Below are 12,839 nucleotides of genomic sequence, written 5' to 3' on the forward strand. Positions count from 1 at the left end.
GCCGCGGGTTGAAAGGAAATTCTTCATGGATATCGCTGCAGAATCGCTGCGTTTGCACGAGCAGTGGCAGGGCAAGCTCAACACCGTTCCGAAGATGGACATCAAAACGCGCGAAGATCTGGCGCTGGCGTATACGCCGGGCGTTGCCGAGCCGTGCCGTAAAATCGCCGACAACCCCGCCGATGCTTATAAATACACCATGAAGGCGAACACCGTTGCTGTGGTTTCCGATGGCTCGGCCGTGCTTGGCCTGGGCAACATTGGTCCTTTGGCTGCGATGCCCGTTATGGAGGGCAAGTGCGCGCTGTTCAAGGCGTTTGGTGGCGTGAATGCTGTGCCTTTGTGCCTCGACACGCAGGACGTCGATGAGATCGCCGAAACCGTAAAGCGTTTGGCCCCGAGCTTTGGCGGCATCAACCTGGAAGATATCTCCGCGCCTCGCTGCTTCGAAATCGAGCGCCGCTTGATTGATGAGCTTGATATTCCCGTATTCCATGACGATCAGCATGGCACGGCTATCGTTGTGCTTTCCGGCGTAATTAATGCGCTGCGCCTGACGGGCAAGAAGAAGGAAGCATGCCGTGTCGTCGTTAACGGTGCTGGCTCTGCTGGCATCGCTATTGCGAAGCTCCTGCTCGATTATGGCTTCAAGAATCTACTTCTGTGCGATAGGTGCGGCATTATTTCCTCGACGAGCGAAGGAATCAATGACGCGCAGCGTGCGATGCTTGCTACGACGAATCTTAATGACGAAAAGGGTGGCCTTGCCGATGCCATGCGTGGTGCCGATATTTTCGTGGGAGTTTCCGCTCCGGGCATTGTGAGCGCCGAAATGGTTCAGTCGATGAACGAGGACGCGATTCTGTTCGCAATGGCCAATCCCACGCCCGAGATTTTCCCCGATGTGGCGCGTGCTGCCGGCGCCCGCGTGGTGGGCACGGGTCGTTCCGACTTCCCGAACCAGATTAACAACGTGGTTGCGTTTCCTGGCATTTTCAAGGGCGCCCTCGAGGCCCGCGCGACGCGCATTACCAAAGAAATGAAGCTTGCCGCCGCTGAGGCGCTCGCCGCGCTCGTGAGCGACGAAGAGCTTTGCGAAGACTTCATCATGCCCGAGCCGTTTGATCCGCGCGCGGTCGAGGTCGTGGCTGCCGCCGTGGCCAACGCTGTCGAGTAGGCTGAGCTGAGTTTTTGGCGGGCGAGGGCGCTTCGTGCACGCGAAGCGCGATTCTCGCATTGCTCGTAAGATATTGTTTGAAGCGGCGCTTTGCGAGAAGCGCCGCTTTTGTTTGGCAAAGAACACGGGAGCGTGAGCTCTCGTTATTTCAGAGGAACCGCATTGGATGCAACGACAATCGATTTTCTGCGACAGGTGAACAACGACTTCTATGCGCGCTGCGCACCCTCGTTTTCTGCATCGCGCAACGCCCCGTGGGTTGGTTGGCGCTCGTGTTTGGAAGCGGTGCAAGACTGTGGCGCCGTGCGTTTATGCGACGGCCCGGACGTGCATTTATATGACCGCGTAACTGCACAGCCTGGGGCAATCCGAAGGGGTGTTTCCGCTCGCGTACTCGATGTAGCGTGCGGTAATATGCGTTTCGCCGCGTTTCTTCGCGAAGAACTTCGCGGTCGCCACATCGACTACTTCGCCGTCGACGACTGTGCGGGGCTGGTTCCTCACCTGTCCGGTGGCGAGGGCTTTTCTGCTTGCTTCCAAAACCTCGATATCATTGGCGAGCTTGCGGCTGGCATGGGTTTGGCGACCGCAATCGATACTGAACCTTGCGATTTGGTCGGATGCTTTGGGTTCTTCCATCACGTTCCTTCGTTCGAGCTTCGCGTACGGCTCATCGATGCACTTCTTCAGAAGACGGCGTCGGGTGGTGTTGTATGCGCGTCGTTTTGGCAATTCATGGGCGACGAGAAGTTTGTGAAAAAGGCCGAAGCGTGGAATTCAAAGGCGAAGAGCGAGCTCGCTTCTGCTGGGCTCGATGCGTCTCAGCTTGAAACAGGCGATTACTTCCTTGGGTGGCAAAATGAACCTGGCCTGTGGCGCTATTGCCATGATTTCGAAGAGCTTGAAATCGATGCGCTTGTTGCCGCTGCGTGTGAAGGGGGCAAGGCGCGAGAAGTTGCGCGTTTTTCCGCCGACGGAAAGAGCGGTGCGATGAATCGCTATGTGGTGCTGCAAAAACGCTAGGACGCTGGCTGTCGAATTCCCCTTTTGAGGTTTCTTGCGTATCGGCCGGTCTTCGTGCTTCGACGGCAAGCGAATGCGTGGGCGCGACAGCCGCATATGAAAAAATGGCCCATTGCGGGCCATTTTCTTGAGGTTGAACTTCGGGTTGTTCGAACTTTGCTGCGGTGCCGTTGCTATTGGTCTTTGTGCGAGCACAAAAGCAAGATGCCGCCAATAAGGTTCACGAACAGGAGCGTACACACGCCAAACGCGGTGGTGTTGCGCTTCTTGCCCTTGTAAATTCCCCAGCTGATGATCGTCATGGGAAGCATCCATGCGAGAGGGATGATCAAAAGGGCGCAGGTGATGGTCGAAACAAGGCACAGGATGAAATTGATTAGTCGCAATGTGCGATCGGAATCGGACATTGGGTAAATCGCGCCATCGTATGCGCCTTGATACGCAGGCTGGCCATACGGTGCTTGGTATGCATTCTGGTAGGGATTTTGTTGCGAGGGACCGGGCTGGGTGTAGTAACCCTGCTGCGTATTGGCATTGGGTGCAGCATAGCCGTTTTGGGTGCCGTATGGCTGCGCGGGCGGCTCGTAAGGCGCATAGCCCGATTGCGTTTGCACGGGGGCCTGGGGCGCGCTCGGCTGTGCCGTGTTGGTGCCGACGGGCATCGACGGCTCTGGGGCATTGAAGGGCGATGCGGGAGCGGGGGGAACGGGGGCGGCGGGTTCACTTACCTCGGAAACCAACGGCGCGCCGCAGGATTCGCAGAATTTCGCGCCTTCGACAGATTCTTTTCCGCAATTCGGGCAGTTCATGATGATGGCTTCCTTTCAGGGAGGGCATTTCAGCGGGAATCAACAAGGCCGATTTGGCGATTGCTGCCGCTTTGTTGACTGATGCTGAGATTGTATCGTACTCGGGGCCTGCGATGGGCGGCATGTGGCTGTCTTTGCCGAAATGCGAAACGCTTGTCAGCTTCGCGTAAGGGGTCCCTGTGCGCGGCCATGCATGGCAATAGGCGGGGCGGGTACCAGCGCTTTGGCCTGGGGCGCTTGAGGTGCTGCGGCGCCATGCCGCCGTTCTTTCCTGCGCTAAGATGGCGACGTATATTCTTCATGCGCGGTGCTTACCGGGTGCTGCGGTGACGCATGAGCCGAATTACGTCCTCTTTATTCCATGAAAGGCTGGCAATCGGTGGATATTCTCGTGAGTGCGTGTTTGCTTGGACATTCGTGCCGCTACGATGGTGGGTCGAAGCGCTGTGAGGCGGTATGCCGTCTTGCCGATGTTGGTCACACCCTGATTCCTTTGTGCCCTGAAGTCGAGGGCGGCTTGACGGTGCCTCATGCGCCGTGCGAGCTGCGTAAAACGCCTGATGGCGTGCGTGCGATTTCCATTGATGGGGTTGATTGCACGGCGCAGTACGAGGCGGGCGCGCGCATCGCTGTCGAAAAGGCCCAATCGAGCGGAGCTCGCGTCGCGATTCTTAAATCGAAAAGTCCCTCGTGCGGATGCGGAACGGTGTTTGACGGCACCTTTTCCGGAACGCTTCGCGAGGGGTGGGGCATTGCCGCCGCTGCGTTACGTGACGTAGGAGTACGCGTAATAGATGAGAACCATGTGGCAAATCTTTAAGCGTGGAATGTGCCTCGCGATGTGGACGTACAATAGCCAAGTTTTGCAGGAAGGCATCGGCTCGGCAAGCGTGAGCGCGATGCGTTTCTGCCTGGGCAATGAAGAGGCGGGCGCGCAATGGCTGAAGATAGGCAAATCAAAAACAACAACGAATCTAACCAGGCTCCAGTCGAGCCTCGCGAGCGCGTGGACACTCCAGCAAAGAAAAAAGCCGCCGTGGTGGTTGGCTGTCTTATTGTCGTGGTGCTCGTTGCCGCGATTATTTTCGTGCTTATGCCCCGTGATGCGGAAAAGGGCTCCGATTCGTCGATGGCCGATGCTGCGCAAGCCATCGAAAACGAACAGCCCACTGCCGAGCAGCAGGCAGCGGCAGAAAAGGGAACGCTTGGTATGCGCATCTCTGCCGAGGGATATGACGCCGAGACGGCATCGCCTGCCATTGCTCATATCTCCGGCACGAGTGACGCTGGCGAAGCCGTGGATTTCTGCACCGCACTCACATTGAACGCATCGACGCGCGTGCAAATTGACCCGGGTGCCTATGAGGTTGAAATCATTGCCCCCATTAACGCCGACGGATCTATGTTCAAGGCTCCTGAACCGTTCAAGGCTGTCGTGAAGGCGTCGGGCATCGCCGAGGTTGCGAAAAAGATGGCGTTCGTGCCTGCTCGCGAAGCGAATGGAGCTGTATCGGATGCGGCGAGCAAGGTTGCTCAAGCCATGGAGGTAAACGACGGCACGATTGCCGAAAACGCTGCCGAGGTCGCTGCGAAGAATGCTGCCGTCGCGTCGTAGCCATTTTGATTTCACAACGCTGGAAGAACGGGCGCCCGAATGCGCGGAAACGTGCTTTCGGGCGCTTTTCGTTTCGGGCTTTCCTCAATGAAAAGGCTGGGCATCCTACGGTGTCCAGCCTTACATTATGGGCGTGTTGCAGCCTTTGTATAGGCAGGTCGGGCTATTTCACGGTGAGCACGGGCATTTCTGCGCTGTGGAGCACGCCGTAGCTTACCGAGCCGAGCATGCCGCGCAATGCGCCCAATCCGCGGCGCCCCATAACAATAAGATCGGCACCGTGCGTCGCGGCATACTTCGCAATTGCTTCCGCAGGCGAGGTATCGGCGACGGCTTCAACGGTAATACGCTCGTCGTGAACGCTGTCGCCAAGGCTGTCGAGCACTTCCTTTTTCACGCGATCGAGGGCGGCATGTACCACGTCTTTGTACGTCTCGTAATCGAGCAAGCCCCACGGTACTCCATCGATGGTGTTGCCTTCGGCATTGTCCATTGTGCCGACCATGCCTGAAGGCACGACGTGCAACAGCATGAGCTTGGCATCGGGGTCGTCGCCGATAAGGTCGCATGCCATCGAAAAGGCGTGTTTCGCTTGGTCGGAACCGTCGTAGGGGACAACGATCGTTTTGAATTCGTGCTTGTTCGACATTGCGCACCTCCACATTCTGTGGCCATGGGGCTTCGAGCCCTCCAACTGAGGAAAAGTATACTCTACTTCCTATAAATCTGCTGTTCAGACGCCTTTTTTGACTCAATTTGGCGGACAGATTCGTGCGTTTGTGGTGCGTGACGCGGAAAGGGGTGGTTGGTTTTGTCGAAAAAGGTGGAGGATCCTACAGAATCGCGCTGCGAACGCCCTCGACGATGATGCGGCGGCTCTCGTCGTTAAGCTCGAAGCTGAGCGCCACGAGCTCGTCAATCGTTAACATACCGGGGTTGTTTTCCCTTATGAGATACTCTTTTTCTGATAGGAGAAGCGCCTTGGCACATTCGATGGTAGTAAGCCCCGCCGCTTCGCGGGCTTGCTGCATCCAGCTTTTCATGCCCATCTCCATTCGTGTTTCAAAGCATAAGTAGTTACCAGTTTAACTGGTAATCCTTCCATGTCAATTATGCCCATTATTCAACCTGCTAGACTTTTATTCGCAGTTGAAAAGGGGAGTCTATGGAAAATTTCATTGGGCGAAATATTCAGGCATTTCGCGCGCACAAGGGCTTTTCGCAAGAAGGGCTGGGCAATATTCTTGGAGTTTCCCAGACGTCGATATCTGCGTGGGAAGACGGCAAGAGCCTTCCCCGAAAAGTAAATGCCAGCGAGTTTTTCGAGGCCTTCCCCGAGCTCTCTCACGACGACATTTTCAGTGAAGAATGCGGATATGCCTGCAAAACGCTCAAACGAGCAAGGGGTCTCGATGTGGTTCAAGTCCCTTTTTATGGGGCGATTGCTGCGGGAACGCCGATTGAGATGATTGATGTTGATGAAACCATGCCAATTCCGGGGCACATTTACAATGCCTATCCAGATTCTTTTTTGCTGCGCGTATCGGGCGAGTCGATGAATCGCTGTATTCCGGATGGGTGCATTGCGCTTATCGATCCCGATTCGGAATGGGTCAGCGGGAAAATATACGCTGTGCGCGTCGGTGAAACTGATGCGACCGTCAAAATCGTGAACTTCTATAAGAGTTCCGTGGAACTCGTTCCCAACTCTTATGACCCACGTTTCAAAAAGAAGAAATATTCGGCTGCCGAGGATGGCAACGATTCCGTGCATATTCTCGGCCGCGTCGTGTGGTTCTTTGCTCCTTTCAATTTCGGAAAATAGGAGCCTTTTTCGCTGTGGAAAGCGCGTGAGCGGGCGTTTTACGTGATAGTATTCTCGTTTGGCAACTTATACGCAAATCATGCGGCCGCTATGCGGCATATCAATCGATTGGATGAACCATGCGAGACAGGCTCGAGAAGATCATCGCTGGCTACGAGGAGCTCCAGAACAAGCTTTCCGACCCGGCGATTCTGAACAACCACGCTGAATATACCAAGCTCACCAAGGAATACTCCAACCAGGGCCCGCTTGTGGCCAAGGCTCGTGAATACCTTCAGGCGTGCGACGACATCGACGATGCGAAGGAAATGCTCGACGATCCCGACATGCGCGAGCTCGCCCAGGAAACTATCGCTTCCGCCGAAGCGCAGCTTCCTTCGCTTGAAGAGGAAATCAAGTACATGCTCATCCCGAGCGACCCCGCCGATGAGAAAGACATCATCGTCGAGATTCGCGCTGCCGCCGGTGGCGACGAGGCCGCCATTTTCGCAGGCGATTTGTACAAGATGTACCTGCGCTTCTGCGATTCGCAGCGTTGGAAGACCGAAACTATGGATGTGAGCCCCTCCGATGCTGGCGGCTATAAGGAAATTCAGTTCAAGGTGAAGGGCGACAAGGTCTATTCCGTCATGAAATTCGAGAGCGGCGTGCATCGTGTGCAGCGCGTTCCGAAGACGGAAAGCCAGGGTCGCATTCACACGTCGACCGCTACGGTCGCCGTGCTTCCTGAAGCCGACGAGGTCGAGGTCGACATCAATGAGAACGATCTGCGCATCGATGTGTATCGCGCAGGCGGTCCGGGTGGTCAGTGCGTTAACACGACCGACTCCGCTGTGCGCATCACGCACCTTCCCAGCGGCCTTGTCGTTCAGTCTCAGGACCAGAAGTCGCAGCTGCAAAACAAGATTGCTGCAATGGCTGTTCTGCGTGCGCGCCTCTACGAGAAAATGCTTGCCGAGCAGCAGGCGGCCGAGGGCGCTGAACGTCTGGCGCAGATTGGTTCGGGAGACCGTTCCGAGAAGATTCGCACGTACAACGCTCCCCAAGATCGCGTGACCGATCACCGTATTGGCTACAATGGCACCTACCAGGGCGTGCTCATGGGCAGCGACTTGGGTGACGTGATTACGGCGCTTCAGGCTGCCGATCGTGCAAGGAAGCTCGAGCAGGCGACCGAGTAAGGAAGAGTCGCATTCCGCCGGACGAGCCCCGTCATACGTCAACGGCACAACGTTCCAGGCGTGCCTTATGACGCACGACGGGGCTCGTACTTCTTTATTTGTTGCAGAGCGCGGCGCCTTTCCGCGAAGAGAGAGAAGAGAGAAATGTCCGACGAGGTGTGGACCATTCAGGCGGCGCTCGATTGGTGTCGCGGCTATCTTCAGCGCAAGGGCGATGAAAACCCACGCCTTTCGGCTGAGTGGCTCTTGTGCGAGGCGTGCCATATGCGTCGCGTCGAGCTATATGTTAACTTCGAGCGCCCCCTTTCGCCTGATGAGCGCGCTACGTTGCGCGATTGGGTAGCGCGTAGGGGCGCGGGCGAGCCGCTTCAGTACATCACAGGAGAGGTGGCCTTCCGACATATTGCCGTGAAAGTGCGCGAAGGCGTGCTCATTCCGCGCCCCGAAACGGAAGTGCTCGTGAGCGAGGCGTTGGCTCTTTTGCCCGCCCCCGAACGTCGCCGTGCTTTGGATTCAACCCTCACGGTGGATGAATTTGAGGAGCTGCAGGCGGAAACCGCAGCGAAAGCGGATCTTGAAACGTCGGGTGTGGTCGATGGAGTGCTGCCGGGCCAAGATGGGGCTAGGGGCGTTGGGGGCGAGGTCGAGCGCGTCGCAGATGCCACAATCGAGGCTTCTCGCGAAGAGGCCGATAGCTCGTGCGACGACGTGCTGTATGTCGCCGATATTTGCACGGGCTCGGGCTGCATTGCGTGCTCTATCGCTTTCGAAAACCCGAAAACGCGCGTGCTGGCCTGCGATATTGCTCCCGAGGCAATCGCTCTTGCGAAAGAGAACGTGGCAGCTTTGGGCCTGGAAAAGCACGTTGCCGTGCTTCAGGGCGATTTGGGCGCGCCTGTGGGGGATCGTTTTATGGGCAAGCTTTCTCTCGTTGTGAGCAACCCGCCCTATATTCCTACGCAGGTGCTCGATAGCATGCCGACTGAGGTAACCGAGCACGAACCCGAACTCGCGCTCGACGGCGGATGCGATGGCCTTGATTTGTATAGGCCCTTGGCGATGTGGGCGATTCGCGCCCTTGCGGCTGGTGGCGGCTTTGCCGTGGAGCTTCATGAGACCTGCCTTGATGCGGCAGCGACTTTTGCCGAGAGTTGTGGCTTTACTGACGTTCGCATTGTCGATGACTTGGCTGGACGGCCCCGTGTGCTTACCGCGCGCAAGCCAAATGTTGTGGCCTAAGGTGGAACGCGCCTCTCGGTTTTCAGGATTGTAAGACCGTGTTCAAACGAACGTTGTTTCGTGGGGCAAATGCCTCACGGGTAGAAGCACCAATGAAAAAACACTGTAAAAGTAAACGCCCAGGCGCTTGTTGCGCCTGGGCGTTTCGTTGTAGAGGGGTCTTTTCCAGCGGAGCGAAAACGCTTCTGGTGGGCAAGACTTCTTGGTGGCTCATCTGGTGTCGGTACTGGTGCCAGATGCCTTTCTTGAGAGCTTTTCAGGCGTCTGGCGAAGCGCCTTTGCGGCTATTCGTTTACCTCGACGCCGTTCTTTTCGAGAACGTGAACGCTTTCTTGGCGTTTCGGGTTTCGTATCTTCAGTATGCCGAAGATAAGCGCGACCAGGCCAATTGCTGCGCACGCCATATAGGCGGCGCTTGTTCCTGCTGCCGTTGCGGCTTCGGTTGCCATGCCTTGTCCCAGAGAGCTTGCGGTGATGCTCGTCATAAGGGTCACGACAAGCGCCGTGCCCAAACCGCCGGCAACTTGGCGACCGGTGTTGGCGATTGCGTTGCCATGGGCGATTTTGTCATTGGGAAGCGCATTGATGCCCCATGTGTTTACGGGCATGTTCGCGAGAGATTGCCCCACGGCTTGAGCCGCGCAAAGCACGGCTACGAGCACGATGGATGAGTTCGCGTTCATGCGAGACAGGGCGAAGAGCGCTGCTGTCATAAGCACGAGGCCTCCCACGGAAATCGTGCGCGGGCCGAACTTGTCGAATACGATACCCGAAATAGGGCTGATGAGAATGCCGGCTGCAGCCGCGGGCAGCATGACAATGCCCGTTTCGAGCGCCGATGCGCCCATGGCCGTTTGGAGCAGAATGGGGAGCAGGGTGTTGGTGACGAGGCACGCCGCGTTGATGAGCGTCACCACGATGGCGGCAACGGCAAAATCGCTCGATTTCAGGCAGCGCAAATCGAGCAGCGGCTCCTCGAGCGTAAGCTGGCGTTTGACGAATGCGATAAGGCATACGATGCCCGCAATAATAGTGCCGAGCACTGCGATGCTCGTCCAGCCAAGCGTCGAGGCGCTCGAGAATCCGTAGAGCAGGCCGCCGAATGCGATGGTGGAAAGCGCGATTGATGCGACATCGAGTTTGGGACGCTTTGCTTCGCCAACGTTTTCGAGCAAAAACACGCCACAGAGCAGCACGACAATGGCGAGCGGCACAATGCAGCCGAGCGTTACGCGCCAGCCGTAGGCGTCGATGATCGCGCCGCCAAGCACGGGGCCAACGGCGGGGCCGGCCGACATCACGATGCCCGCAACGCCCATGGCGGTGCCGCGTTTTTCAACGGGGAAGACGAGCATCGGGACGACGGAAACAAGCGGCAAAAGCACGCCCGAGGCGGCCGCTTGCAGCACACGACCGCAAATGAGCAGGAAAAATGTAGGCGCTGCTGCACAAAGCGCGGTTCCTGCGGCGAATGCTGCCGTGGCGGCGAAGAAGAGCACGCGGGTCGAGAACCTGTCAATCAGAAATGCTGAAACAGGCACCATGATGCCGCTCACGAGCGGATAAATCGACATGATCCATTGTGCCGTCGAGGCATCGATGCCGAAGTCGGTCATGATTGCGGGTAGCGCGGGCGACATGACGGTTTGATTCAGCAGCGCTAAAAACGCGCCGAACACCACGACTCCCACGATACGGATTTGTCGTGCGGTTGTTTTTCCGGAAGCTTGATTGGATGTCAAAAGGTCTCCTTCGTTTGGGATTTGAGCGCAAAAGGGCATATCGCTCTGTGAAGCGATGAAAATAAGCGCGATGCGACAACCGCGTTATGCGGAAACGGCGCATCTATGGGATTTGAGGATGGCCTCAGATCAGCATTGAGGAAAGCGAGGGGGCCGCGGGGGCGTGCGTAGGCGCTCCTTCTTCGGCGAGGAAGGATTCGATGCGGCGCACGTGCCGATATATGTTGGCGTAATCTTGAAACATTGCGACGGGCAACCTTAGCAAAATGCTGTGGCGCGGCGCAAGCGAACGCGTTCGACGTTCACGAATCGTCAATTTGCCGCCCGCGAGATGCTCTGTGCTCGCTTGCCGAAGGTTTCGCGATTCGAAACGAAGCGTGGGTATAATCGACGAATCTCTTATAACGAAATGCGCACCCGCGCAGTGCGGGCGTGGTCGCGGTGAAAGGCGAATCGCAATGAAGATTCTGGTGACCGATAAAATTGTCGACGAGGGCATCGACATTTTGAAAGGGAAGGGCTACGAAGTCGATGAGCGCTTCGGCCTGTCCCCGAACGAGCTGCTCGAGTGCGTCGGGGCCTATGACGCCCTTATCGTTCGCTCTGCCACCCAGGTCACGCGAGAGGTGATTGAAGCGGCAACGAATTGCAAGATTATCGGCCGCGCTGGCGTGACGTGCGACAACATCGATGTCGATGCCGCAAGCGAGCATGGCATTCTCGTATGCAACGTTCCTACGAGCAATATCGTTTCGGCAGCCGAGCATACTATGGCGCTCATGCTTTCGGCGGCTCGCGAAATTCCCGCCGCCGATGCTGCGATGCATGCGGGTAAATTCAGCCGCGATCGCTTCATGGGCCACGAACTCTATGAAAAGACGCTTGCCATTTTTGGTCTTGGGCGCATTGGCGGTCTCGTTGCCGAGCGCGCCCACGCGTTCGGCATGCGCGTTGTGGGCTTCGACCCGTATTGCTCGGCGGCTCGCGCAAGCCAGCTCGGCGTCACGCTGTTCGATTCCATGGACGAAGTGCTTCCTATCGCCGATTTCATCACGGTGCACGTTCCCCGTACCGATGGCACGTACCATATGTTTGCAGCTGAACAGTTTGCCCAGATGAAAGATGGCGTTGTCATCGTGAACACGGCACGAGGCGGCGTCATTGACGAAAAGGCCCTTTCCGATTTTATGGCGGCCGGCCGCGTTTTTGCGTGCGGCATCGATATGCTCGAGGCCGAGCCTTCCGCGGAAACGCCGCTCGCCGAGTTCGACCGCGCGGTGCTCACTCCCCATTTGGGGGCCAATACGCTTGAAGCGCAAATGCGCGCCGGCGTGAATATCGCACGTTACGTCGCTAACGGCCTTGAGGGCCTTGTGGTGCCGACGGTTGTGAACATGGTTTCCAAGGAGGTCGACGAGGCCGCTGCCGCCTATATTCCCGCATGTCAGATGTGCGGAAGCGTGCTCACACAGCTCGCGCGCGAAGTTCCCAAGGCACTTTCTATTGTCGCCTCGGGTTCATGTGCGGGCGATATGCAGGTGCTTTCGGCGGCAACGCTTTCGGGCATGCTGTCGCGTGAAGGCCAGGCGAGCGTCTCAACCGAAAACGCCGATGCTTCCGCGCGTCGCCACGGCATTAAGATGGAGGCCCAGCAGGCGAGCGATTCGCGTGGCTATGATTCCATTGTGAGCATGGAGGCCGATGGCTTGGAGATTTCCGCAACCGTGCCAGGAGCGCATCGAGAGGTCCATGTTGTTTCGATTTTGGGTTATCGACTCGATGTGGTGCCGGGCGACCATGCTCTGATTTTTACGTATGCCGACGAGCCTGGCCAGGTAGGCCGCATGGGCACCATTTTGGGCGAAGAGGGCATCAACATCTCGACTATGGCTATTGGCAAGCGCGCCGATTGCCGCGAGGTACTCGTGTTCCTCAACGTTGAAAGCGAGCCTTCGTCTGAGGTTATTGAGCGAGTCGCGCAGGCGATTGATGCAACGAATTCCTGGGCGATTCGTTTGTAAGCCCCGCCATGGTTTTGTTTGCGCCTTGGGGTGCCGTCGGCATCTCGGGGCGCAATCGCTTTGTTCGCCGTGCGCTTCGGCGGGGTATGTAATGGGTGCCCTGCATTATCGAATTATGTGCATCTTTCTCCTGCGGCGAGCACTGCTCTTTCGCGTGATAGAATACCAAGCTGGTATATTCGCGATGTTCGATATTGTCGACGCGCT

The 12,839-nt window shown here is 57.2% G+C and carries 12 protein-coding genes; 8 read left to right on the forward strand and 4 right to left on the reverse strand.

What is annotated here, in order from left to right:
• Positions 1-25: 25 nt before the first annotated feature.
• Together DMP05_RS03595 and DMP05_RS03600 are read left to right on the forward strand one after the other, a co-directional pair.
• A complete protein-coding gene (locus tag DMP05_RS03595) occupies positions 26-1,177 on the forward strand; it encodes an NAD(P)-dependent malic enzyme (protein WP_123219203.1) in 1,152 nt (383 codons plus the stop codon).
• 162 nt (positions 1,178-1,339) lie between these two features.
• On the forward strand, positions 1,340-2,200 hold the full coding sequence (locus DMP05_RS03600; RefSeq protein ID WP_123219204.1) for a class I SAM-dependent methyltransferase: 861 nt from the start codon (positions 1,340-1,342) through the stop codon (positions 2,198-2,200).
• A 173-nt stretch (positions 2,201-2,373) separates the two neighbouring features.
• Here the strand turns inward: DMP05_RS03600 and DMP05_RS03605 are convergent, their stop codons facing one another.
• A complete protein-coding gene (locus DMP05_RS03605) occupies positions 2,374-3,009 on the reverse strand; it encodes a zinc ribbon domain-containing protein (protein WP_123219205.1) in 636 nt (211 codons plus the stop codon).
• A 379-nt stretch (positions 3,010-3,388) separates the two neighbouring features.
• Between DMP05_RS03605 and DMP05_RS03610 the strand changes: the two genes are divergently transcribed.
• Both DMP05_RS03610 and DMP05_RS03615 read left to right on the forward strand, forming a co-directional pair.
• The gene (locus DMP05_RS03610) at positions 3,389-3,829 is read left to right on the forward strand and encodes a 2-thiouracil desulfurase family protein (protein ID WP_123219206.1); all 441 of its coding nucleotides are present in this window, start codon (positions 3,389-3,391) and stop codon (positions 3,827-3,829) included.
• Between the two features lie 117 nt (positions 3,830-3,946).
• Positions 3,947-4,624 (forward strand): hypothetical protein, encoded by a 678-nt coding sequence (locus tag DMP05_RS03615; RefSeq protein WP_123219207.1) that lies wholly within the window; start codon positions 3,947-3,949, stop codon positions 4,622-4,624.
• 163 nt (positions 4,625-4,787) lie between these two features.
• Here DMP05_RS03615 and DMP05_RS03620 read toward each other — a convergent pair whose 3' ends face one another.
• Together DMP05_RS03620 and DMP05_RS03625 are read right to left on the reverse strand one after the other, a co-directional pair.
• Positions 4,788-5,273, reverse strand: coding sequence for a universal stress protein (locus tag DMP05_RS03620; protein ID WP_161957461.1), 486 nt, complete (start codon positions 5,271-5,273; stop codon positions 4,788-4,790).
• 184 nt (positions 5,274-5,457) lie between these two features.
• Positions 5,458-5,667, reverse strand: coding sequence for a hypothetical protein (locus tag DMP05_RS03625; RefSeq protein ID WP_148039687.1), 210 nt, complete (start codon positions 5,665-5,667; stop codon positions 5,458-5,460).
• 122 nt (positions 5,668-5,789) lie between these two features.
• Between DMP05_RS03625 and DMP05_RS03630 the strand changes: the two genes are divergently transcribed.
• The 3 genes from DMP05_RS03630 (at position 5,790) to DMP05_RS03640 (ending at position 8,869) form a co-directional block, all read left to right on the forward strand.
• Complete coding sequence (locus DMP05_RS03630; protein WP_123219210.1) at positions 5,790-6,449, forward strand: LexA family protein; 660 nt, start codon at positions 5,790-5,792, stop codon at positions 6,447-6,449.
• 119 nt (positions 6,450-6,568) lie between these two features.
• Positions 6,569-7,630, forward strand: a complete 1,062-nt coding sequence (gene prfA, locus DMP05_RS03635) for a peptide chain release factor 1 (protein WP_114615809.1) — start codon at positions 6,569-6,571, stop codon at positions 7,628-7,630.
• Between the two features lie 144 nt (positions 7,631-7,774).
• On the forward strand, positions 7,775-8,869 hold the full coding sequence (locus tag DMP05_RS03640; protein WP_123219211.1) for a N5-glutamine methyltransferase family protein: 1,095 nt from the start codon (positions 7,775-7,777) through the stop codon (positions 8,867-8,869).
• A 284-nt stretch (positions 8,870-9,153) separates the two neighbouring features.
• Here DMP05_RS03640 and DMP05_RS03645 read toward each other — a convergent pair whose 3' ends face one another.
• Positions 9,154-10,611, reverse strand: a complete 1,458-nt coding sequence (locus DMP05_RS03645; RefSeq protein ID WP_244595028.1) for a DHA2 family efflux MFS transporter permease subunit — start codon at positions 10,609-10,611, stop codon at positions 9,154-9,156.
• Positions 10,612-11,069: 458 nt separating this feature from the next.
• Between DMP05_RS03645 and serA the strand changes: the two genes are divergently transcribed.
• Entirely contained in the window at positions 11,070-12,632 is a 1,563-nt protein-coding gene (gene serA / locus DMP05_RS03650; protein WP_183907124.1) for a phosphoglycerate dehydrogenase, read from the forward strand.
• Positions 12,633-12,839: the final 207 nt, after the last annotated feature.

Origin of the sequence: Slackia isoflavoniconvertens (assembly GCF_003725955.1) — a bacterium.
Classification (GTDB): Bacteria; Actinomycetota; Coriobacteriia; order Coriobacteriales; family Eggerthellaceae; genus Slackia; species Slackia isoflavoniconvertens.

What these genes read in the sequence shown, in the direction of transcription:
- DMP05_RS03595 (WP_123219203.1), top strand. Translation starts at nt 26, where the DNA reads ATGGATATCGCTGCAGAATCGCTGCGTTTGCACGAGCAGTGGCAGGGC.
- prfA (WP_114615809.1), top strand. Translation starts at nt 6,569, where the DNA reads ATGCGAGACAGGCTCGAGAAGATCATCGCTGGCTACGAGGAGCTCCAG.
- DMP05_RS03640 (WP_123219211.1), top strand. Translation starts at nt 7,775, where the DNA reads ATGTCCGACGAGGTGTGGACCATTCAGGCGGCGCTCGATTGGTGTCGC.
- DMP05_RS03615 (WP_123219207.1), top strand. Translation starts at nt 3,947, where the DNA reads ATGGCTGAAGATAGGCAAATCAAAAACAACAACGAATCTAACCAGGCT.
- DMP05_RS03630 (WP_123219210.1), top strand. Translation starts at nt 5,790, where the DNA reads ATGGAAAATTTCATTGGGCGAAATATTCAGGCATTTCGCGCGCACAAG.
- DMP05_RS03625 (WP_148039687.1), bottom strand. Translation starts at nt 5,667, where the DNA reads ATGAAAAGCTGGATGCAGCAAGCCCGCGAAGCGGCGGGGCTTACTACC.
- serA (WP_183907124.1), top strand. Translation starts at nt 11,070, where the DNA reads ATGAAGATTCTGGTGACCGATAAAATTGTCGACGAGGGCATCGACATT.
- DMP05_RS03620 (WP_161957461.1), bottom strand. Translation starts at nt 5,273, where the DNA reads ATGTCGAACAAGCACGAATTCAAAACGATCGTTGTCCCCTACGACGGT.
- DMP05_RS03605 (WP_123219205.1), bottom strand. Translation starts at nt 3,009, where the DNA reads ATGAACTGCCCGAATTGCGGAAAAGAATCTGTCGAAGGCGCGAAATTC.